This window comes from Streptomyces sp. NPDC016677 (assembly GCF_055562815.1).
In genome coordinates this window covers 1-19,440 of sequence record NZ_JBVHEO010000026.1, presented here as the reverse complement: position 1 = coordinate 19,440, position 19,440 = coordinate 1, and the positions used below count along the sequence as shown (strand labels likewise).

Genomic DNA, 19,440 nt, shown 5'->3' with positions numbered 1-19,440 from the left:
CATGACGACCGAACTCGCCCCCGTCCCCGAGCGCCGGGACGCCGCGCCCCGCCGCACGGCCGGCCGCGTCCCCTTCCGGTTCGCGCTGCCGCCCGTCTCCGGGGTGCTGCGGCCCCGGCTCCTCGGCGTGTGCCTGGTCCTCGCCGCCGTCGCGTTCCTGGCGTTCAGCGTGGAGACGGCGACCGGGGACATCTCGCTGCCGCTGGCCGACGTGGTGCGCGCCCTGGTGGGCGCGGGCGACCCCGGCACCCGGCTCATCGTCCACGAACTGCGGCTGCCGCGCTCCCTGGCCGGACTGCTGGTCGGCATCGCCTTCGGGGTCTCCGGCGCCCTGCTCCAGACTATGACGCACAACCCCCTGGCCAGTCCCGACATGATGGGCATCACCCAGGGCGCCGGGACCGCGGTGGTGGCCGGCATCGTGCTCGGCTGGGACGCGGGGGTCGGCACCCAGGCGCTGGGGCTGCTCGGCGCGCTCGCCGCCGCGCTGCTCGTGTACGTCCTGGCGTGGCAGCGGGGCACCACCGGGTACCGCATCGTGCTGGTCGGCGTGGGCGTGGCCTGGCTGTGCACCAGCGCCACCGACTACCTGATGGCCCGCGGGCAGCGCTTCCAGGCCCAGGCGTCCCTGGGCTGGCTGGTCGGCAACCTCAACGGGCGCACCTGGGACCAGATCCGCCCGCTCGCCGTGACGATGGCCGTCCTGGTGCCGGCGGCGCTGCTGCTCGGGAGGCAGCTGCGGACCCTGGAACTGGGCGACGACGTCGCCCGGGGCCTGGGCACCCGGGTGCAGACCGTGCGGGTCGCGGTACTGCTGGCCTGCGTGGGCCTGGTGGCGTTCGGGACGGCGACCGCCGGGCCGGTGGCGTTCGTGGCGCTCGCGGCGCCCCAGATCGCCCAGCGGCTGGCCGGCACCGCCCACCCGCCGCCGGTGACCGCGGGGCTGACCGGCGCCGTCATGGTCCTCGTCGCCGACCTGGCCGCGCGGAAGCTCGTTCCGGGCACCGAGCTTCCGGTCGGCATCGTCACGGGCGTGCTCGGCGCCCCCGTCCTGCTGTGGCTGCTGGTCCGTGCCAACCGCGCCGGTTCTGGAGGGTGAGGAAGTGTCCGCGAAGTCTTCTGGATCCGAGGCGGTACGACAGACGCCGCACGAGCCGGCCCACGGCGCTCCCGGCGCCGGCCCGCACCTGCGGGCCGAGGGACTGCGGCTGGCGTACGGCGACCGGGTCGTCGTCGACGGGCTCGACCTGGCCGTGCCCGCCGGCCGGATCACGGTGATCGTCGGGGCGAACGCGTGCGGCAAGTCCACCCTGCTGCGCGCCCTGGCCCGGCTGCTGAACCCGGGCGCGGGCACCGTCCAGCTGGACGGGCGCTCGATCCACTCGATACCGACCCGGGTGCTGGCCCAGCGGCTCGGCATCCTTCCGCAGGCGCCGGTCGCGCCGGAGGGGCTGACCGTCATCGACCTGGTGGGGCGGGGGCGTTCACCGCACCAGACGTGGTGGCGGCAGTGGTCGGCCGCCGACGAACGGGCCGTGCACGAGGCGCTGCGGGCCACCGCGATGACCGAGCTGGCCCAGCGCGCCGTCGACGAGCTGTCCGGCGGCCAGCGGCAGCGCGCCTGGATCGCCATGGCGGTCGCGCAGGGCACCCCGGTGATGCTGCTGGACGAGCCGACGACGTACCTCGACCTCGCCCACCAGATCGATGTCCTGGACCTGATCACCGACCTGAACCGGCATCAGGGCCGCACGGTCGTGATGGTCCTGCACGACCTCAACCAGGCCTGCCGCTACGCCGATCACATCGTCGCCATGAAGGCGGGCCGGATCGTGGCCGAGGGCGCACCGTCCGAGGTGGTCACGGCGCGGACCGTGGAGGAGGTCTTCGGCCTGCGCTGCGTGGTCGGCCGCGACCCGGTCAGCGGTACGCCGATGGTGGTGCCGATGGGCCGTCACCACGAACGGGCCGACACGGACGCCCCATTGTCAGGTAAGGCTAACCTTATCTAGCATGTGCCTGCGGGAAGCGGCCCGCAACGGGAGGCGATGAAGCGGTGACGACACTGCGCAGTGGGCCGGATTCCGTCTACGACGTACTGGGCGTCGGATTCGGCCCGGCCAACCTGGCCCTGGCGATCGCCCTGCACGAACAGGGCGTCACCGCGGACCCCGAGGCCCCGTTCCGCGCCGGATTCCTGGAACGCCAGCCGCGGTTCGGCTGGCACCGGGGCATGCTGATCGACGACGCCACCATGCAGGTGTCCTTCCTCAAGGACCTGGTGACGATGCGCGACCCCACCAGCGACTTCAGCTTCCTGTGCTACCTGCGCGAACGCGGCAGGCTGGTCGACTTCCTGAACCAGAAGACACTGTTCCCGCTGCGGGTGGAGTTCCACGACTACTTCGAGTGGGCCGCCGCCCGCCTCGGCCATCTCGTCGCGTACGGCGCCGAGGTCGTCGCGGTCCGGCCGGTCACCGAGGACGGCGAGGTCCGCTGGTTCGACGTGGTCAGCCGGGACCCGGCCGCGCCCGGCCGGCACACCGTGCGCCGCGCCCGCGCCCTGTGCGTGGCCACCGGTCTGGAGCCCCGGCTGCCGCCCGGCGCCGTCCTGTCCGACCTGGTCTGGCACAACAGCGAACTGCTGCCGCGGGTCGACGAGTTGGTCCGCTCCGGCCGGCCGGTGCGCCGCGCGGTGGTGCTCGGCGCCGGGCAGAGCGCCGCCGAGGCCGTCGACTACCTCCACCGCAGGCTGCCGGAGGCGGAGATCTGCTCGGTGTTCGCCAAGTACGGGTACACGCCGGCCGACGACAGCCCGTTCGCCAACCGCATCTTCGATCCCGAGGCCGTGGACGTCTTCTACGGCGCCCCCGCCGAGGTCAAGCAGTCCCTGTTCGACTACCACCGCTCCACCAACTACTCGGTGGTCGACACCGAGCTGATCGAGTCGTTGTCCCGGACCATGTACCAGGAGCGGGTGCAGGGCAGGCAGCGGCTGCGGATGCTCAACGTCTCCCGCATCCGCGAGGTCGAGACCCGCGCCCGGGACGTCCGGGTGACGGTCGAGTACCTGCCGACCGGCGAGCGCGAACTCCTCGCCTCCGACGTCCTCGTCTACGCCACCGGCTACCGCCCGCAGAGCATCGGGGACAGCCTCGGCGAGATCGCCAAGCTCTGTCTGCGCGACGACGAGGACGCCCTGCGCGTCGGCCGCGACCACCGGGTGGAGACCGCGCCGGGCGTCACCGCCGACGTCTACCTCCAGGGCGGCACCGAACACACCCACGGCCTCACCTCGACCCTGCTGTCCACCACCGCCGTACGCGCCGGGGAGATCTGCTCGGCCCTGCTCGCGCGCCGCCGTGCCGATGTGCCGCGCGGGTGACCCGGACCGGCCGCGCCGGGGCCGGTACGGCAGGATGGGGCCATGAGCGTAGTCAAGATCAACGTACTGACGGTCCCCGCCGAGCAGCGCGAGACGCTGGAGAAGCGCTTCGCCTCCCGGGCGCACGCCGTGGAGAACTCCGACGGCTTCGAGTGGTTCGAACTCCTGCGCCCGGTCGAGGGCACCGACACCTACCTGGTCTACACCCGGTGGCGTGACGAGGAGTCCTTCCAGGCGTGGATGGAGGGCCCGATGAAGTCGGCCCACCAGGGCGGCGGCGCCCCCGAGGGCGAGCGCCCGAAGCCGGCGGCGAGCGGCTCCACGCTGTGGTCCTTCGAGGTCGTGCAGCAGACGGGCCCGGCCGCCGGCGCGTAGCCGATCGCCCGGCCGGATCGGCCGCTGCCGGCCGCCGGCCGGGACAGCCGCCGGCCGGCGGTGGCGGCTCCCCGGCCGGGGCCAGGTTCGTCCACGGAACCCGGCACCACCGAGCGCCCCCACGGGAACGGGGTCACCCGGCCGCCAGGGCACCGGTGGTGACCGCCCGGGACGGGGCGGTGCGCGGCGCCGGACCAGGCCGGAGGGTCTCCAGGGCGGCGCGGCAGGCGGCGACGACACGGGCGTTCTCCTCGGTGTCCCGGACCGCGATCCGCACGGCGCGGCCCTCGTAGCGCGGGGACAGCGGGGACAGATCACGCAGGTACACGCCCTGGCGACGGCACTCGGCCACCAGAGGGGCGGCACCCGGACCGCCGGGCGGCAGGGTGAGGGTGAGGAAGTTCGCCACCGACTCCTCGACCTCCAGCGTTCCGTCCAGCGCCGCCAGGCCGGCGGCGAGGGACCGGCGCAGGGCGTGGGTGCGCAGCCAGCGGCCGGAGTAGTACGCCGGGTCGCGCAGCGCCGCCACCGCGGCCAGCTGCGCCGGGAGCCCGACCTGCCAGGGCGGCGTCCAGTCGCGCAGCCGTGCCGCGGTGGCGGGTTCGGCCACCAGGTAGGCGGCCCGCACGCCGGACAGCGCGTACATCTTCGACAGCGAGGTGCAGACCACCACCCGCGGGTCCGTCGCGGCGAGCGGGGCGAGCGACTCGGTGAGGCCGGCGTAGCCGATGTACGCCTCGTCGATCCACCAGCGGGTCCGGGGCGGCGCGGCGGCGAGCAGGGGCCGCAGTCGATCGGCGGGGGCGTGGCGCCCGGTCGGGTTGTTCGGGTTGACCAGGACCACGAGGTCGTAGCCGCCACGGGCGACGGCGGACGCCAGCCGGTCGGGGTCGATCCGCCAGCCGTCCGCGCGGCGCAGCGGGAACCGGTCGACGCGGCAGCCGATCACCCGCTCCGTGACATGGGCGTACTCGCCGTAGCAGGGGTCCGTCAGCAGGACCCGGCTGGTGGGGGTCAGCCACCGGCCGAACGCCCGGAAGATCAGGTCGGAGGAGCCCGCGCCGACCGCGAGCGTGTCCACCGGCAGCGCGCGGGCCGCGGAGACCGCCGCGAGCAGGCCCTCGGCTCCGGCGGGCGGTGAGGTCCGGGCGGCCCAGGCCGGGTCCTCGGCGAGCACCGCCCGGACGCCGGGGGCCGGCGGGAACCAGGCGTCCAGGACGTCGGCGGCGACGATCCGGTGGCGCCGGTCCAGATCGGCGAAGTCGGTGCCGATCGCCGTGAAGGAGGCGCCGCCGTGTTCGCAGCCGTCCGGCGGGGCGGCGAAGGGCGTGTCCAGCCGCCAGTCCGTCCGGTCCCGCAGCCGGGCGAGCGCGGCGCGGTAGCGGCCGGTCGCCGCCCGGGTCAGGCCGGTCACACTCCCGGCCAGCACCTCGAAGGACGGGGCGCCGCTGCGGACGGTACGACCGACGGGGCGCAGTCCGGTGGCCAGGTACATGGCGAGCAGCTCGGTGCGGCCCATCGCCACCACCCGGCGGCCGCCCCGGGCCGCGATCCAGCGCAGCGCCGCGTACATCAGCAGCGTCGCCGCGCCGGTCGACCGCCGCTCCGGTTCCACGGTGAGCAGGCGCACCTCGAACACGCCGTCCCCGGACAGCACCGGCAGTTCCTCGCGCGTGAGGTACTTCTCCAGGGCGTACCGGCCCGCCCAGGGCGGCGTCACGCTGACGAATCCGGTGCGGGCCGGGCCGTGGGCCACGACGAGGTAGACGTTGTCGCCGTCGAGTCCGTCGGACAGCCGCCCGGACGGGTCCGGCGGATGCTGGCCCAGTTCCTGTGCGTACACCCGGTGGCGCAGCTCGTGGATCCACGGGAGATCCTCGGTGGTCGCCACGCGCACTTGCAGGTCACGGCCCATGCATGCCTCTTCCGCCACGGGATGGGCCCCCATCGTGCGAGACGGGCACGGGCCGGGCTCAGAGTCCGGGGACGCAGACGGGCTGAGTACGGGGGCTCAGGCGCGGCCGCCCTCGGTGTGCCGCACGCGGGCGGCGCCGTGCCGGGCCAGGAACGCGTGGGTGCGCTCGGGCGTGGCGACGACGCGCCACTGCCGGTCGGGGTGGCCGAAGTTGTCGGTGAACTCGTCGGCCGCGCCGCGCAGTTCGCTCATCGCACCGAGCAACTGGCGTACGTGCCCCGGTGGCTGGAGCATGAGTTCGGACCAGCGGGCCGCTCCCATGACGACCTCGCCGCGGCGCCGCGCGACCCGGCGGCAGAACAGCTCGTCGAGGACGGGGTCCTCCAGGAGGGCCTCGGCGACGGCCTCGGCGACGACCTCGGCAGCGTAGGAGGCGACGTTGGCGCCCTGCCCGACGACGGGGTCGACGACGGTGTGGGCGTCGCCGAGGGCGAGCGCGTACCGGCCGCCGGGCAGTTCGGCCCAGTCCGCCCGCACGGTCGGCACGATCGCCGTCCGTACGAGGTCGAGCGGGCCCGTGAGCCCGAACTCGCCCGGCACGATCCGCGCGGACACGGTGGGGTGGTGGGCCGCGAGTTCGTCGAGCACCGCGCGGCGGAACGCGGCCGGGTCGGCCCGGTGGTCGATGTCGCACAGCGCGTCCGCGCCACCGCCGGGAACGCACTCGAACAGCAGCGCGGTGACGTGTCCGTCGCGGGAGTACAGCGGGATCTCGATCAGTTCGCCGCGGCCGGGGGCGAGGGACAGGGTCACGCCCTTGGGTTCGACGGGCGCGACGCCGTGGTAGAGGCCGGCGCAGAGCCGGCGGCGGGGCGCGGTGGCCGAGCCGGGGCCGTCCAGCCGGGGGAAGAGCGCGGCGAGCGGGCCGCGTCCGGCGGCGACGACGAGGAGGTCGTGCCGGGCGGCGAGCTTCTCCACGTCGTCGGCGCCGACCCGCCCCACCCGGAGTCCGCCGCCGCGTTCCTGGAACACCTCGGTCAGGGCGGGCAGGACCAGGCGGTGGTCGACAGCGCGGGAGGGGCTGGTGAAGTCGCCGCGGAACGACAGCGGCCGGGGGCCGCCGACGTAGTGGTGGTGGCAGGTGTAGCCGTATTCCCCGGCGGGCCAGAACGCGACGCCGAGCGCCTCCTCCCGGCGCAGGGTGGGGGCGTGGTGCGCGACGGTGGCCGGCAGGCGTCCGGTGGCCACCTGGGCCGGGGTCCGGTCGCTGTAGAGCGTGACGGGCAGGCCCTGCCGGCGCAGCAGCAGGCCCAGGTGGAGGCCGGCGACCCCCGCTCCGACGATTCCGATGTCCGGCATGGCAAGGCTCCCGGGAGACGCCCGTCGCGGCCCGTCCGCGCGGGGCCACGACTCGGTGGCTGGCTGGTCCATGGGGTGGCGCGGAGGAAGCCCTACCCTCCCGCCCGGCCGGTATGCCCGCGCTTCGCCGCGTCACGGTATGCCCGCGCTTCGCCCCGTCCGGTATGCCCGCGCGCCGCTACGTCTGGTAGCTCCGCAGCTTGCGGTAGAGCGTCGCGCGGCCGATGCCCAGCGCCGCCGCCGTGCGGGCCTTGTTGCCGCCGTGCCGGCGCAGGGCCTCCAGGATGGCGGCGCGTTCGGCCTGCTCCATGGGGGTGAGCGGGCGGGCGGCGGGGCCCTGGCGCACCGGGTCGGGAAGTTCGCAGCGCCGGACGGGACCCGTCGTGCGGCGCTGGAGCGCCAGTGCCCGTACGACGTGGGCGAGTTCGGTGACGTTGCCGTGCCACGGGTGGCGTTCCAGGGCGCGCAGCGCGTCCAGGGTCCAGGTCAGCGGCGGGTGCCCGGCGGCGGGGCGCGGGGTGACGGCGGGGAGGAGGTCCTCTATGTCCTCGGGCCGTTCACGCAGCGCGGGCAGGGTGACCGAGCGGGCGGACAAGGCGTCCAGGAGCCGTTGCAGACAGGGGCCCGGGGGTGTGCCGGGGGTGTAGGTGAGCAGGAGCGGCGCGTCGGGACGGTCGTCGAGCAGGCGGTTGAGGACGGCGACGTCCTGCTGCGCCAGACGCTCGGCGTGCCGCAGGAGGACCGGGCGGTCCCGGGACGGCAGGACGCCCTGGCCCAGGGGACCTTCGGCGGCGTCCAGGACGAGCGGGTCGCAGACGAGTTCGCGGGCCAGGGTGGTCTTACCGGTGCCGCGTTCGCCGGCCAGCAGCAACGGGGCGCGGACCTCGGCGAGTTCGGCGGCCCGTTCGACGGCCCGCCGCCAGGGCACCGACCGGCCGGCCAGCGCGACGGTGGTCCTGCCGGCGCTCCGCGCGGACGCGCCGGGCACCGGCTCCAGCTCGGCCACGGCCCCGACGGCCACCCCCTGATGCCGCACGGCGGCGAACCGCGCGGCGGCCACCGCCCCGGACGGCAGCCGGATCTCGTACGTGAGGTCCGCACCCGGCGGTTCCTCGGCGCCGTCCCGGGGCGGCGGGATCGCCGACGCCGTCCCCGGGCCGGCCCCGGCGGCCGGGTCCGGCGACTCCGGAACGCCGTCCGCGTCATCCGGCCGCGGCGCCGACGGCGACCGGGCCCCGGACTCCGCGTCCGTACACGTACCCAGGTCCGCACCCGTCTGCGGCAGTTCCCGCGAGGCGGGGCCGTACGCCAGGTCCCGGCCCCACGGCGCGTTCCGCTCCAGGTGTTCCAGGTCCGCCGGGGACAGCAGCCGGGCCGCGGCCCGGCTCACCAGCCGGCTGTGGCCGCCGAACACGACCACCGCGCGGTCCTCGCCGGGCGCCGCCGCGAGGTAGGCGTCCAGCAGGACCCGTTCCGCCGGGCGCGACCGCGCCGCCAGTTCCGTCTCCACCAGCGCGGCCACCGCCTCGGCCAGCGCCGCCTCGGGGGGCGTACGGCCGTCCGTCCACAGCGGTGACACCACGGTCACCGTCCCCCGGACGCGCCCGGCCGGGTCCAGGACCGGCACGCTGACCGCGGACACGTCCTGCCACGCGTCGAGAACGTGCTCGGGGCCGTGCACCGCGCAGGAGCGGCCCGTATCCAGCGCGAGGGCCGCGCTGTTGTGCCCGACCCGCCGCTCGGACAGGTCCGCGCCGGGGGACGGCCACAGGATCCGCGCGCGCTCGTCGGTGAGGACGAGTACCGCCCGCCCGTCGCCGAGGCTCGGCGCCAGCCGCTCCAGCACCGGCCGGGCCGCCGCCAGCAGGGCCGGCTCGGGCGGACGGCCGGACCCGTTCCCGGCGTCCGTGCCGGGCCCGGGCCCCCGGTCCGCCTCCCCGGCGCCCGGCGCGGGCCAGGCCGTGTCCGGCCGTACCCCGAAGAACCGGGCGCGCCGCCAGGCGGCGGCCACCTCCTGAGGCACACCGTCGGGGAGCGGACGCCCCGCCAGGAACCGTTGCCGGGCCCGCCGCAGCTGCGCGAGCGAACGAGAAGTGAAGGAATGGTGTGCGACTGGGAAGGAGTGATGTGCCGTGGTCATGACGTCCCACACCGTACCGAGCCCGGTCCCGGCGGCGACGGGCGATACCCCTGGACACCGCGCCACGTGCGCACTGTCTCGTATTGAGACACTCGTACGACCCCCGCCCACCTCATGATCATGGGCGGTCTACCCTGTCCCCGTACCCTGAGCGTTGCCTGTGCACACTCTCGGTCCCTGATCCGCACCGTTCCCTGACTTTCCAGCTCCCCCATCTCCACCCCAACTCCCCGCCCCTCGACGAAAGGTGAACACCATGCCCCTCGGGCTGCTCCGACGCCGGTGGCACAGGAACGCCACGGCCAGTCCGAGTCTCACCCTGCCGCTGCCGGCCGGCGCGGGCGGCGTCAGCCGTACCGTTCTGGACCCGGTCGACCAGCCGCTGGCCGGTGCCGACGTCACGGTCACCGCGCTCGACACCCACCGGCTCCTCGCCCGCGGCACCACCGACCCCTACGGCTTCTTCGTGGCCGCGCTGCCCGCCGGCCGCTACAGCATGCTGATCGTGGCCGAGGGCCTGGAGCCGCACCGCGAGACCATCGAGATCACCGGCGACTCGCACCCCGACACGGGGCTGGTACGGCTCCACTCGGCCCAGCAGCTCGCCCTGCCCCCGGCGGGCAGCTGGGTCTTCGACCCGCCCCACACCGCGATCCGGTTCATCGCCAAGCACGTCGGCATGGCCCATGTGCACGGCCGTTTCGAACGCTTCGACGGCGTCCTCCACATGGCGCCGGACATGTCCGACTCCCGGGTCCAGGTCCGCATCGACGCCGCCAGCATCACCACGGGCAACACCACGCGGGACAACCACCTCCGGTCGGCCGACTTCCTCGATGTGGAGAACTACCCGCACATCGACTTCGTCAGCACGCGCTTCGCCTACCGCGGCGGCAGCAAGTGGGTCCTCAACGGCACCCTCAGCATGCACGGGGTGAGCCGCTCGGTCGGGCTGGAGACCACCTACCTGGGCACGGTCAACGGCGGCTACGGCGAGGAGTTGCGCTGCGCGGCGCTGGCCAGGGCGGAACTGCACCGTGAGGACTACACCCTCAACTGGCGGTCCATGCTGGCGCGCGGCATCGCGGTGGTGGGTCCGACCGTGCAACTGGAACTGGACGTCCAGGCGATGTACCGCACGCACGACACCCCGAATCCTCCCGAGTAGCCCGCGCGGGGTGCCATTGACAGCGGCGAAGCGGGGATCACACAATCACTCCATGCTCATTTACTGGTTCGAGTCAGCTGCGGGGCCTCTGCGCGTCCCGGAGCGAACCGGGTGTGAGCGCTCCGGCCGGTAGCCGGAGACCTTCCGCGCGCGAGCCCGTGGGCTCACCGCGCCTCCCCGCACGCACCGGCGTCCCGTCGTACCGGACGCCCATCCGCCGTTGCCAGGGCCGGCCGTGACGGCGGCGCGCCGCGGACGGCTCTCTCCCGCGTTCCGGGTGTTCCGTCCGCTCCGCTCCGCGTGTCCGCCGTCCCGGCCGGGCCGGCCCGAAGGAGAGGATCCCCATGACCGCCACGGCCACTGTGCCGTCCGTCACGCTCCGCACCGCACGCATCCCCGCAGACGGGCTCTACGAGGGGCCGCGCGTCCTGCGCCGGCTGCCCGACGGGTGGGAGGAGCGCCCGTACGAACTCTTCGACGTCGTCCCGCAGGCCCGCACCATCGGGGCCGAGATCCGTGGTGTGGACCTGTCGCGTCCGCTGACGCCCGCCCTGCGCGAGGAGCTGGACCGCGCCCTGGTGGAGTGGAAGGTCCTCTTCTTCCGCTCCCAGCACCTCACTTCCGACCAGCAGCGCGCGTTCGCCCGCAACTGGGGCGACCTGGAGACCAACCCGCTGCTGGCCACGGGCGCCGGCGAGGACGTCGTCCGCTTCGACAAGAGCCGCGGCGCCGTCCCCACCTTCGAGAACGTCTGGCACACCGACGTCACCTTCCGCGAACGGCCCGCGCTCGGCGCCGTCCTGCAACTGCGCGAGGTGCCCCCGTTCGGCGGTGACACCATGTGGGCGGACATGGCCGCCGCCTACGACAACCTGCCGCAGGAGGTGAAGGACCGCGTCGACAGCGCCCGTGCCGTGCACGACTTCATCCCCGGCTTCGCCCGCTTCTACGGCCCCGAGCGGCTCGCCCCCTTCCAGGACCTCTTCCCGCCCGTCGAGCACCCCGTGGTGCGCACCCATCCCGTGACCGGACGGCGGATGCTGTTCGTCAACACCTCCTTCACCACCCACATCACCGGCATGGACCGCGACGAGAGCGACCGGCTGCTGCGGTTCCTGTTCCAGCAGGCGCACGTGCCGGAGTACCAGGTGCGGTTCCGCTGGCGGCCGGGCGACATCGCGTTCTGGGACAACCGCGCCACCCAGCACTACGCCGTCTACGACTACGGCTGCGACCGCCGCGTCGCGGAGCGCGTCGCCATCACCGGCGACCGCCCGTACTGACCCGCCGCACACGGTCCCGGCCCGGGGCGGCGGTACTGCCCCGGGCCGGGCCCCTGGGTCAGGAGGCGGGCTGGTTCCACAGGTCGCACCGGTGCCGTTCGGGGAACATGGTCTGCGCGGTGATCGCCTCGGGGTCGAGGATCTGGACCTTCGGGAAGAGGGGCCAGTGCGGGGCACCGGCGGCGTACGGGACGCCGGTCTTCGCGAAGGTCGTCCAGTAGCCGAGCATCGCGTCGGCCAGGGCGTTCTGGGCGGGGGTGCCGGTGACGCCGCCGAAGACGTACCGGATCTCGGAGCCGTGCGGGGCCCCGATCGGGAAGCTGACCGGCAGGCCGAGGTGGTCCATGGCGTGCCGGTCGGCGAACTCGTACTGGTAGGAGCGTACGTACCGGGCCATCAGGCCCGCCGTCCGGGACTGCGGGCAGGCGAACGGGGAGTCGGTGAGGATCGCGCCGAGCGCCTCGGCGGGCGTGCCGTAGTCCGACAGCGGGTAGCGGGCGAGGACCGCGTCGGACCGGTCGCCGTAGAGGGCGCGGACCGCGGGCGGGTATCCGGCGGCGGTGAGCTGCCGGCCGGCCAGGTCGTAGGTGCTCGCCACGGTGAGGCGGCCCTCGTCGGCGGTGGTGCCCTGGAGGACGGGAACCCGGTGGAACCGTCCGCTCTCCAGCGCGTCCGTCACCTGCCGGGGCAGCACGGCACCGTCGACGTTGGGCGTCCAGCGGGCGGTGGGGCTCTGCGCGGCGGTGAGCACGCGGTCGGCGGGCAGCGCGCGCAGGCACGCGGCGTCCGCGCAGCCCAGCGAGCCGGCCCAGGCGGTGCCGCGGCTCCGCTGCGACTCCTGGGTGGGCAGGGTGAACCCGCAGCCCGACTGGGCGATGGCCCGGTCGAACAGGCCGACGGTGCGCGGCGAGACGAGTTGGTGGCAGACGCTGCCGCCGCCCGCCGACTCCCCGAACACCGTGACGTTGTCGGGGTCGCCGCCGAAGGCCGCCACGTTGTCGCGCACCCAGCGCAGCGCCGCCTGCTGGTCGAGCACCCCGTAGTTCCCGGAGCTGCCCTCCGCGGACTCGCCGGCCAGGTCCGGGTGGGCCAGGTAACCGAAGGCGCCGAGGCGGTAGTTGAGGGTGACGACCACCACGCCGCCGTCGGCCGCGAGGGTGCTGCCGTCGTAGAAGGCCCCGGAGCCGACGGTGAAGCCACCGCCGTGGATCCACACCATCACCGGGCGCTTGAGCGGTGACGGCCGGGCCGGGGTGTGGACGTTGAGGTAGAGGCAGTCCTCGCTGGGGGTGCCGGGTCCGGCCAGGTCGCCCCAGGGGCTGTCCGAGGCGGTCTGCGTACAGGGATCGCCCGGGGCGGTGGCGTCCCGGACGCCGGTCCAGCGCGCGGGCGCGGCCGGCGGACGCCACCGGAGCGGGCCGACCGGTGGCGCGGCGTAGGGGATGCCGAGGTAGGAGTGCGCGGTTTCGCCCGCCTCGCCCCGGACTTGCCCGTAGCGGGTGGTGACGGTGGGTCCGTCGGCGGCGGCGACGGCGGGGGCGGGTGCGGACCACAGGCCGGTGGCCAGCAGCAGGAGCGCGCCCGCCCGGATTCCGATATGTCGTGCCCATGACATCATGGTTGCCTCCACAAGGAGAGGGTTCCGGACGACTCCGCAGTCTCGCCGCACCGGCGGGCGGCCGGCATCGCGTGAATCACCGGTCTCGGCCGCCCGCGCCCGCCGGGCCGACCGCCGCGTCAGCCGCCGAGGAGCGCGCCGAACCGCGCGGCGTCGACGTTGCCGCCGGAGGCGATGACGCCGACCCGCCGCGGCGGGTGCTCGACACGCCCGGTCAGCAGGGCGGCCAGGGCGGTGGCGCCGCTGGGTTCGAGGACGATCTTCAGGCGTTCGAAGGCGAAGCGCATGGCGCGCACGATCTCCTCGTCGGTGACGAGCGCGATCGCGTCCACGAGGCGCCGGTTCACGGCGAAGGTGATCTCACCGGGGGTGGACAGCGCCTGGCCGTCGGCGATGGTGCGCGGGACGGGGACGGTGACGCGTTCACCGGCGGCCAGCGAGCGCTTGGTGTCGTCGCCCGCCTCGGGTTCCACCCCGACGACCCGGACCGCCGGGTGCAGGGCCGTGGCGGTGACGGCGCTGCCGGCGATGAGCCCGCCGCCGCCGACCGGCACCACGAGGGCGTCCAGCGGGCCGGTGTCCTCCAGCAGTTCGAGGGCGGCGGTGCCCTGGCCCGCGATGACGTGCGGATGGTCGTAGGGCGGGATGAGGGCCAGGCCGCGGTCCCGTGCCAGGGCCGCGCCGAGCTCGGCGCGGTCCTCGGTGTAGCGGTCGTAGGTGACGATCTCCGCACCGTATCCGGCGGTCGCCTCCCGTTTGGCGCGCGGGGCGTCCTCGGGCATGAGGATCACTGCGGTGGTGCCCAGTTCGCGGGCGGCCAGGGCGACGGCCTGGGCGTGGTTGCCGGAGGAGTAGGCGGCGATGCCCTTGGCCCGCTGCTCGGGGGAGAGCCGGGAGGCGGCGTTGTAGGCGCCGCGGAACTTGAAGGCGCCGACCCGCTGGAAGTTCTCGCACTTGACGAACACCTCGGCCCCGACCCGGGCGTCGAGGGTGCGGGAGGTCAGCACCGGGGTGCGGTGGGCGACGCCCGCGAGACGCGCGGCGGCGTCCCGCACGTCGTCGAAGGTGACGGGCTCAACGGCGGCCATGATGCGTCCTTCGGGGTCGGGAGACGGCCGGCCGGGCCGTGCCGGCCCGTACAGGGTATGGCCGCGGGGGCCGTGGTGCCGAGGGGTCAGCCGGTGGCGTCCAGTTGCCAGCACGGCGGGCCGCCGGCCAGGCGGCAGGTGAGGACGTAGAGGGGTATCGGCGGGGTGTACGGGGAGCCGGTGCGGGGCGCGTGGATGAGTCCGGGCCGGTCGGCGCCCGGTTTCGGCCGGTGGGTGGAGGTCCAGGAGGGGTCGGCCACCCGGGCGCCGACGGCGTACGTGGTACCGGGCGGCCAGACCACGCCGATCTGCGAGCCGGAGGGGACGATCCACCACCAGCGCCGGTCGTCGCCGAAGACACAGCCCACGCGGGGCAGCCGGTCCATGATGTGCTCGCCGTGTTCCCGGGGCAGTCCCACGGCGTCGTAGCCGAGGTCCGCGGAGAGCCGCGCCGGTATCCGCAGGCGCTCGGTGTGCTCGGGCGAGCACGGCCGCGGGCGGGGCGATGAGAGGTCGGGGCGGGACGGTCGGTCCATGAGGCAGGAGTCCTTCGGCCGAGTGGGGGGTGGGCCGGGCAGGGCGGCACGGGACCGCCGGTGGTGCGGTCGGCCTCCGTGGTCAGGCGGGTGCCGCCGCGCTGTCTCGGGCGGGTGCCACCGCGTTGGTGTCCGTTGCCGGGCGGACGCCGCCGTGCTCGTGTCTGTTCTCAGCGGGTGCCGTCGTGATGAGGTCTTCCTCGGGCGGGGGCCGCCCGCGCTCGTAGCCGTTCTCAGGCGGACGCCACCCGTGCGCGTAGGCGTTCTCAAACGGGGGCCACCCTGCTCGTGTCTGTTTTCCGCGAGGTCGGTGAGGGTGCCGTGCCCGCGGCGTGCGGCGGCCCCGCGCGCCGTACGGTGGGACGGGGTCAGGGAGTTCCCGGAGGCGGGCCGGTCGGGGCCGTCGGCCCGGGGAGTCGACCGGTGTGCCCGCCTCCGGGTGTGCGCGGGGGCCGGGTGCGGTCCGGTGGTCGACCGGACGCCCGGTCCCCGCGCTGCCGCCCCGCGGCTCGGGCTCGGGCGGGCCGGCCGCGGGTGGCACGGGTGGGGTGGCGTTCCGACCCGGTCGTGTCCGGGCGGTCCGCCGGGCGTCCGAGAGGAAAGGGCCACACATCGCCATCGCCTTCCGTCCGCCTTCGCACCGGCCATACCCGGACCGCCGGCAGCCGGTGCGGCATCACCGGTGTACGTGACAACCGGAACGGTGACTCCACTGTGGCACCTTCCGACCACGCCTCGCAACCGGCAAGTTGAAAATTGCAAGTGCCCACGTGCATGCTGCTCTTCGCGGCCACGTGGCCGCGACGGCCCGTGTCACCTGTACGCATGAGACGGTGACCCGGGGACTTTCCGAGCGAGTGAGGGAGCGGGCGTGCGGGCGGAGACCGACTGGGGCGGCGCTCCCTCCGTCCTTCGCATGATCCTCGGCAAGCAGCTGGAGGAACTGCGGTCCCGGGCCGGCCTGACGTACGAGGAGGCGGGGGACGCCATCGGGGTCAGCCACTCCACCATCCGCCGGATGGAGGCCGCCAAGGTGGCTCGGCTGCGGCTGACCGACGCCGAGAAGCTCCTCCAGGTCTACGGGGTGACCGACCAGCAGGAGATCGACACGTTCCTGAAGTCGGTCCGCGAGGCCAACAAGCGCGGCTGGTGGCACACCTACCGCGATGTCATGCCGGACTGGTACGCCGCCTATCTGAGCCTGGAGCAGGCGGCGTTGCAGATCCGGGCCTACGAGAGCGCGTTCGTCCACGGGCTGCTGCAGACCGAGGCGTACGCGCGGGCCCTGCTGGGCGCCGGCAACCCGCACGCCCCGGCCGAGGCCACCGAGCGCCGGGTGGCGCTGCGGATGCGCCGCCAGGACCTGCTGACCCGCCAGGCGCCGCCCAGGGTGTGGGTGGTGATGGACGAGACGGTGCTGCGCTGGCCGGTCGGCGGGGCGGACGTGATGCGCGCGCAGATCGGACATCTCATCGAGGTCAACCGGCTGCCGCACGTGACGGTGCAGATCATGCCGTTCGCCGGCGGACCGCATCCCGCCATGCGGGCGGGCGCGTTCCAGCTCTTCCGGTTCCGGGCCCGGGAGCTCCCCGACGTCGTCTACCTCGACGGACTGGTCGGCGCCGTCTACCTCGACAAGGGCAACGATGTCGTGGTGTACCGGGAGGCCCTGGACCGGCTGGGCGCCCAGGCGACGCCCGCCGCCCGGACCGAGGCCGTTCTCGACGCGCTGCGCAAGGAACTGTGACGGCACGCCCTGCGGCGCGCGAGGGCCAGACGGTGCGGTCGGCGCCGGGTGTGAGAGCCGGTGCCGCCGACGCTCCGCTGCGAAGTGTGCTTTCTTTGTTGGGCGTTGGCCCGAACCTCACAACCTGTATGGGAGACATGACGGTGCCCGACAACGGATGGCCCGCTGACCGCATCGACACCGAGCACGCGCACTCCGCGCGGATCTACGACTACATCCTGGGCGGCAAGGACTACTATCCGGCGGACCAGGAGGCGGGCGACGCCATGTCCCGGGAGTGGCCCGCCCTGCCGGTCCACATGCGCGCCAACCGGGACTGGATGAACCGCGCCGTGCGCTGGCTCGCCGAGACGGCGGGGATGCGCCAGTTCCTGGACGTCGGCACCGGCATCCCCACCTCCCCCAACCTCCACGAGATCGCCCAGGCGGTGGCCCCCGACGCGCGGGTGGTCTACGTCGACAACGATCCCATCGTGCTCACCCTCTCCCAGGGGCTGCTGGCCAGCACGCCGGAGGGCAGGACGGCGTACCTGGAGGCCGACTTCCGTGACCCGGCGGCCATCCTCGACGCGCCGGAACTGCGCGAGACCCTCGACCTGACGCGGCCGGTGGCGCTGACCGTCATCGCCATCGTGCACTTCATGCTGGACGAGCACGACGCGGTGGGAGTGGTCCGCCGGCTCCTCGAACCGCTGCCGTCGGGCAGCTACTTGGCGATGTCGATCGGCACCGCGGAGTTCGCCCCCGAGGAGGTGGCGCGGGTCGCCCGTGAGTACGCGGCCCGGGACATGCCGATGCGGCTGCGCACCCTGGACGAGGCCCATGAGTTCTTCGAGGGTCTGGAACTGGTCGAGCCGGGCATCGTGCAGGTGCACAAGTGGCACCCGGACGGCACCGGCGAACAGGGCATCCGCGACGAGGACATCGCCATGTACGGAGCGGTCGCCCGCAAGCCGTGACGCCCCCGCAGGGGTGCGGACACCGGCGGCCCGTGCGGCCACGGGACCGCTCCCCCGCCACGGCGGGACACACCCGTCTCTGGCAAGCTGGCGGGTGTGACAGCACCCGAGACAGTGCACGCCCCCGCGTTCGGTCAGATAACCCGGCCCGAGGACCTGCCGTCGGCCCTGCGCCGGGAACTGCTCGCCTGCTGGGCGGCGGTGGCCAACGCCGGCGGGGCGGTGATCCCGGCGGACTGCCCCCTGCCGCCGGTGTCCCCGTCACACCTCGCCCCCGCCCTGGACCGGCTCGTGGAGCAACTCGCCCCCCGGCGGAGCCGGCTGCTCGTGGCCACCGTGGACGGCGCCCTCGCGGGCTGGCTGCTGGTCCGCCGCGAGTCGCATCCGCTGGAGACACACTGCGGTGTCGTCAACCACGTCCAGACCCAGGTGCCGTTGCGCGGCCTGGGTATCGGGGCGGCGCTGATGCGTCATGTGCGGGACGTGGCCCGCGACGAGATGGGCCTGGAGCGGCTGAAGCTGACCGCGCGGGCCGGCCTCGGGCTCGAAGTCTTCTACCGCAAGGCAGGCTGGACGGAGGTCGGCCGGTGGCCGGGGGCGCTGCGGGTGGCGCCGGGCGACGACCGCGACGAGATACTGATGTCCCTGGCCCTCCGGGACGAGCCTGCCACGGAGAGCTGAGGCCGGGGCCCGCCTCCCCAGCCCTCGCCCCTCACTCCTTGACGGCCACCAGCACGCAGCTGTCCCCGAACTGCCAGACCGGCGTGACGTGCCGGAAACCCGCCCGGTGCAGCAGCTCGGTGTGCCGGTCCAGGGAGAGGTCCCCCGCACCGCCGCTCCCGCCACCGACCGGCCGGCGCCGCTCGCGCTCCGTGAACAGGTCGGCCAGTTCGGGGTCCCGGGCCACCTCGGACCACCAGGACCGCCAGTCCTCATGGGTGTGGGAACCCGTCCGCTCGGCGCGGCGGCGTCCCACGAGCGCGGTCAGGTCGGAGCAGGACGTCGCCGCCGGCCGGAAGTGGTCACCGTTGACCAGGACACCGCCGGGCCGCAGCAGGGCCGCGACGGCCCGGTAGGTGTCCAGGAGCGTGGGCTCGTCGAGATAGTGCAGGGCGGTGGTCGAGACGGCGGCGTCCAGGCCGCGGCGCAGCTCCAGCGCGTCGGTCCAGCCGTCCGCGCCGATGACGGCGTCGACGTACCGGGCGGCGTCGCTGTGGTGGGTACGCCCCAGCTCCAGCAGCAGCGGGTCCATGTCCACGGCGACGATCTCCGCGTCCGGCATCCGGTGGGCGAGCCGGGCGGACAGGGAGCCGGGGCCGCAGCCCAGGTCGAGCAGGAGCGGCCGGGGGCCGGCCGTCATCGTGACGTGTTCGACGACATCCGCGATCACCGTGAACCGTTCCTCGCGGTCCACCGCGTAGCGACGCTGCTGCCGCTCCCAGCGCTCGACCCACATCGCGGCCGTTCCCATGCTCACGCCCATCTGGTCGCGCCACCTCTTCCGTCTCTCGCCTGTTTCACTGCCCGGGACAGAAATCTACAGGTGGAAACGGTTATCACTTACCACCGGAGGCGGTGGCGGACGCTCGGGCCGTTCACTCCCGTACCAGTGGGGCGCCCGCGTCCCGCCAGGCGACGATCCCGCCCGCCAGGCTCCGTACGTCCGGATGCCCCAGCCGCGCCAGCGCCGCCGCGTACCGCAGCGACTTCTCACCGACCGGACAGGCCAGCAGGACCGGCGTGCTCCTGCTGAACGGCAGCCCGCCCCGCAGCAGTTCCTCGAACACCTCGTCCACGATGTTCAGCGAACCCTCGATGTGCAGCGCCGCGTAGGCATGCGGCCCACGCAGATCGACCACGAGAGGAC

At 74.3% G+C, this 19,440-nt stretch carries 17 protein-coding genes; 9 read left to right on the top strand and 8 right to left on the bottom strand.

Annotated features, from left to right (window positions below; genetic code table 11):
* Nucleotide 1 precedes the first annotated feature (1 nt).
* The 4 genes from ACZ3IG_RS35225 (at nucleotide 2) to ACZ3IG_RS35210 (ending at nucleotide 3,760) form a co-directional block, all read left to right on the top strand.
* A complete protein-coding gene (locus ACZ3IG_RS35225; RefSeq protein WP_467437263.1) occupies nucleotides 2–1,099 on the top strand; it encodes a FecCD family ABC transporter permease in 1,098 nt (365 codons plus the stop codon).
* A gap of 88 nt (nucleotides 1,100–1,187) precedes the next feature.
* A complete protein-coding gene (locus ACZ3IG_RS35220) occupies nucleotides 1,188–2,012 on the top strand; it encodes an ABC transporter ATP-binding protein (protein WP_467437294.1) in 825 nt (274 codons plus the stop codon).
* Nucleotides 2,013–2,056: 44 nt separating this feature from the next.
* Complete coding sequence (locus tag ACZ3IG_RS35215) at nucleotides 2,057–3,385, top strand: lysine N(6)-hydroxylase/L-ornithine N(5)-oxygenase family protein (RefSeq protein WP_467437262.1); 1,329 nt, start codon at nucleotides 2,057–2,059, stop codon at nucleotides 3,383–3,385.
* Nucleotides 3,386–3,427: 42 nt separating this feature from the next.
* Nucleotides 3,428–3,760, top strand: coding sequence for an antibiotic biosynthesis monooxygenase family protein (locus ACZ3IG_RS35210; RefSeq protein ID WP_467437261.1), 333 nt, complete (start codon nucleotides 3,428–3,430; stop codon nucleotides 3,758–3,760).
* Between the two features lie 133 nt (nucleotides 3,761–3,893).
* Here the strand turns inward: ACZ3IG_RS35210 and ACZ3IG_RS35205 are convergent, their stop codons facing one another.
* From ACZ3IG_RS35205 to ACZ3IG_RS35195, 3 genes are all read right to left on the bottom strand, one after another.
* Entirely contained in the window at nucleotides 3,894–5,675 is a 1,782-nt protein-coding gene (locus ACZ3IG_RS35205) for an aminotransferase class I/II-fold pyridoxal phosphate-dependent enzyme (RefSeq protein ID WP_467437259.1), read from the bottom strand.
* 96 nt (nucleotides 5,676–5,771) lie between these two features.
* Nucleotides 5,772–7,034, bottom strand: a complete 1,263-nt coding sequence (locus ACZ3IG_RS35200; protein ID WP_467437258.1) for a styrene monooxygenase/indole monooxygenase family protein — start codon at nucleotides 7,032–7,034, stop codon at nucleotides 5,772–5,774.
* Between the two features lie 178 nt (nucleotides 7,035–7,212).
* Complete coding sequence (locus ACZ3IG_RS35195; protein ID WP_467437256.1) at nucleotides 7,213–9,057, bottom strand: helix-turn-helix domain-containing protein; 1,845 nt, start codon at nucleotides 9,055–9,057, stop codon at nucleotides 7,213–7,215.
* A gap of 373 nt (nucleotides 9,058–9,430) precedes the next feature.
* Here ACZ3IG_RS35195 and ACZ3IG_RS35190 point away from each other — a divergent pair, with 373 nt between their 5' ends.
* Nucleotides 9,431–10,342, top strand: a complete 912-nt coding sequence (locus ACZ3IG_RS35190; RefSeq protein ID WP_467437255.1) for a YceI family protein — start codon at nucleotides 9,431–9,433, stop codon at nucleotides 10,340–10,342.
* 344 nt (nucleotides 10,343–10,686) lie between these two features.
* Nucleotides 10,687–11,625 (top strand): TauD/TfdA dioxygenase family protein, encoded by a 939-nt coding sequence (locus ACZ3IG_RS35185; RefSeq protein ID WP_467437254.1) that lies wholly within the window; start codon nucleotides 10,687–10,689, stop codon nucleotides 11,623–11,625.
* 58 nt (nucleotides 11,626–11,683) lie between these two features.
* Here the strand turns inward: ACZ3IG_RS35185 and ACZ3IG_RS35180 are convergent, their stop codons facing one another.
* From ACZ3IG_RS35180 to ACZ3IG_RS35170, 3 genes are all read right to left on the bottom strand, one after another.
* Complete coding sequence (locus tag ACZ3IG_RS35180) at nucleotides 11,684–13,243, bottom strand: carboxylesterase/lipase family protein (RefSeq protein WP_467437252.1); 1,560 nt, start codon at nucleotides 13,241–13,243, stop codon at nucleotides 11,684–11,686.
* Between the two features lie 119 nt (nucleotides 13,244–13,362).
* Nucleotides 13,363–14,331 (bottom strand): threo-3-hydroxy-L-aspartate ammonia-lyase, encoded by a 969-nt coding sequence (locus tag ACZ3IG_RS35175; RefSeq protein ID WP_467437251.1) that lies wholly within the window; start codon nucleotides 14,329–14,331, stop codon nucleotides 13,363–13,365.
* Between the two features lie 86 nt (nucleotides 14,332–14,417).
* Complete coding sequence (locus ACZ3IG_RS35170) at nucleotides 14,418–14,867, bottom strand: hypothetical protein (protein ID WP_467437250.1); 450 nt, start codon at nucleotides 14,865–14,867, stop codon at nucleotides 14,418–14,420.
* A gap of 871 nt (nucleotides 14,868–15,738) precedes the next feature.
* On the opposite strand from ACZ3IG_RS35170, the gene ACZ3IG_RS35165 reads away from it, so the two are divergent.
* From ACZ3IG_RS35165 to ACZ3IG_RS35155, 3 genes are all read left to right on the top strand, one after another.
* The gene (locus ACZ3IG_RS35165; protein ID WP_467437248.1) at nucleotides 15,739–16,614 is read left to right on the top strand and encodes a helix-turn-helix domain-containing protein; all 876 of its coding nucleotides are present in this window, start codon (nucleotides 15,739–15,741) and stop codon (nucleotides 16,612–16,614) included.
* 143 nt (nucleotides 16,615–16,757) lie between these two features.
* Nucleotides 16,758–17,573, top strand: a complete 816-nt coding sequence (locus ACZ3IG_RS35160) for an SAM-dependent methyltransferase (protein WP_467437247.1) — start codon at nucleotides 16,758–16,760, stop codon at nucleotides 17,571–17,573.
* A 96-nt stretch (nucleotides 17,574–17,669) separates the two neighbouring features.
* Nucleotides 17,670–18,254 (top strand): GNAT family N-acetyltransferase, encoded by a 585-nt coding sequence (locus tag ACZ3IG_RS35155; RefSeq protein ID WP_467437246.1) that lies wholly within the window; start codon nucleotides 17,670–17,672, stop codon nucleotides 18,252–18,254.
* A 31-nt stretch (nucleotides 18,255–18,285) separates the two neighbouring features.
* Here ACZ3IG_RS35155 and ACZ3IG_RS35150 read toward each other — a convergent pair whose 3' ends face one another.
* Nucleotides 18,286–19,056, bottom strand: coding sequence for a class I SAM-dependent methyltransferase (locus tag ACZ3IG_RS35150; protein WP_467437244.1), 771 nt, complete (start codon nucleotides 19,054–19,056; stop codon nucleotides 18,286–18,288).
* A 112-nt stretch (nucleotides 19,057–19,168) separates the two neighbouring features.
* The coding region (locus tag ACZ3IG_RS35145) for a rhodanese-like domain-containing protein (RefSeq protein WP_467437243.1) at nucleotides 19,169–19,440 on the bottom strand (272 nt) is incomplete at its 5' end.

What these genes read in the sequence shown, in the direction of transcription:
- ACZ3IG_RS35225 (WP_467437263.1), top strand. Translation starts at nt 2, where the DNA reads ATGACGACCGAACTCGCCCCCGTCCCCGAGCGCCGGGACGCCGCGCCC.
- ACZ3IG_RS35210 (WP_467437261.1), top strand. Translation starts at nt 3,428, where the DNA reads ATGAGCGTAGTCAAGATCAACGTACTGACGGTCCCCGCCGAGCAGCGC.
- ACZ3IG_RS35205 (WP_467437259.1), bottom strand. Translation starts at nt 5,675, where the DNA reads ATGGGCCGTGACCTGCAAGTGCGCGTGGCGACCACCGAGGATCTCCCG.
- ACZ3IG_RS35200 (WP_467437258.1), bottom strand. Translation starts at nt 7,034, where the DNA reads ATGCCGGACATCGGAATCGTCGGAGCGGGGGTCGCCGGCCTCCACCTG.
- ACZ3IG_RS35190 (WP_467437255.1), top strand. Translation starts at nt 9,431, where the DNA reads ATGCCCCTCGGGCTGCTCCGACGCCGGTGGCACAGGAACGCCACGGCC.
- ACZ3IG_RS35185 (WP_467437254.1), top strand. Translation starts at nt 10,687, where the DNA reads ATGACCGCCACGGCCACTGTGCCGTCCGTCACGCTCCGCACCGCACGC.
- ACZ3IG_RS35180 (WP_467437252.1), bottom strand. Translation starts at nt 13,243, where the DNA reads ATGATGTCATGGGCACGACATATCGGAATCCGGGCGGGCGCGCTCCTG.
- ACZ3IG_RS35175 (WP_467437251.1), bottom strand. Translation starts at nt 14,331, where the DNA reads ATGGCCGCCGTTGAGCCCGTCACCTTCGACGACGTGCGGGACGCCGCC.
- ACZ3IG_RS35170 (WP_467437250.1), bottom strand. Translation starts at nt 14,867, where the DNA reads ATGGACCGACCGTCCCGCCCCGACCTCTCATCGCCCCGCCCGCGGCCG.
- ACZ3IG_RS35150 (WP_467437244.1), bottom strand. Translation starts at nt 19,056, where the DNA reads ATGGGCGTGAGCATGGGAACGGCCGCGATGTGGGTCGAGCGCTGGGAG.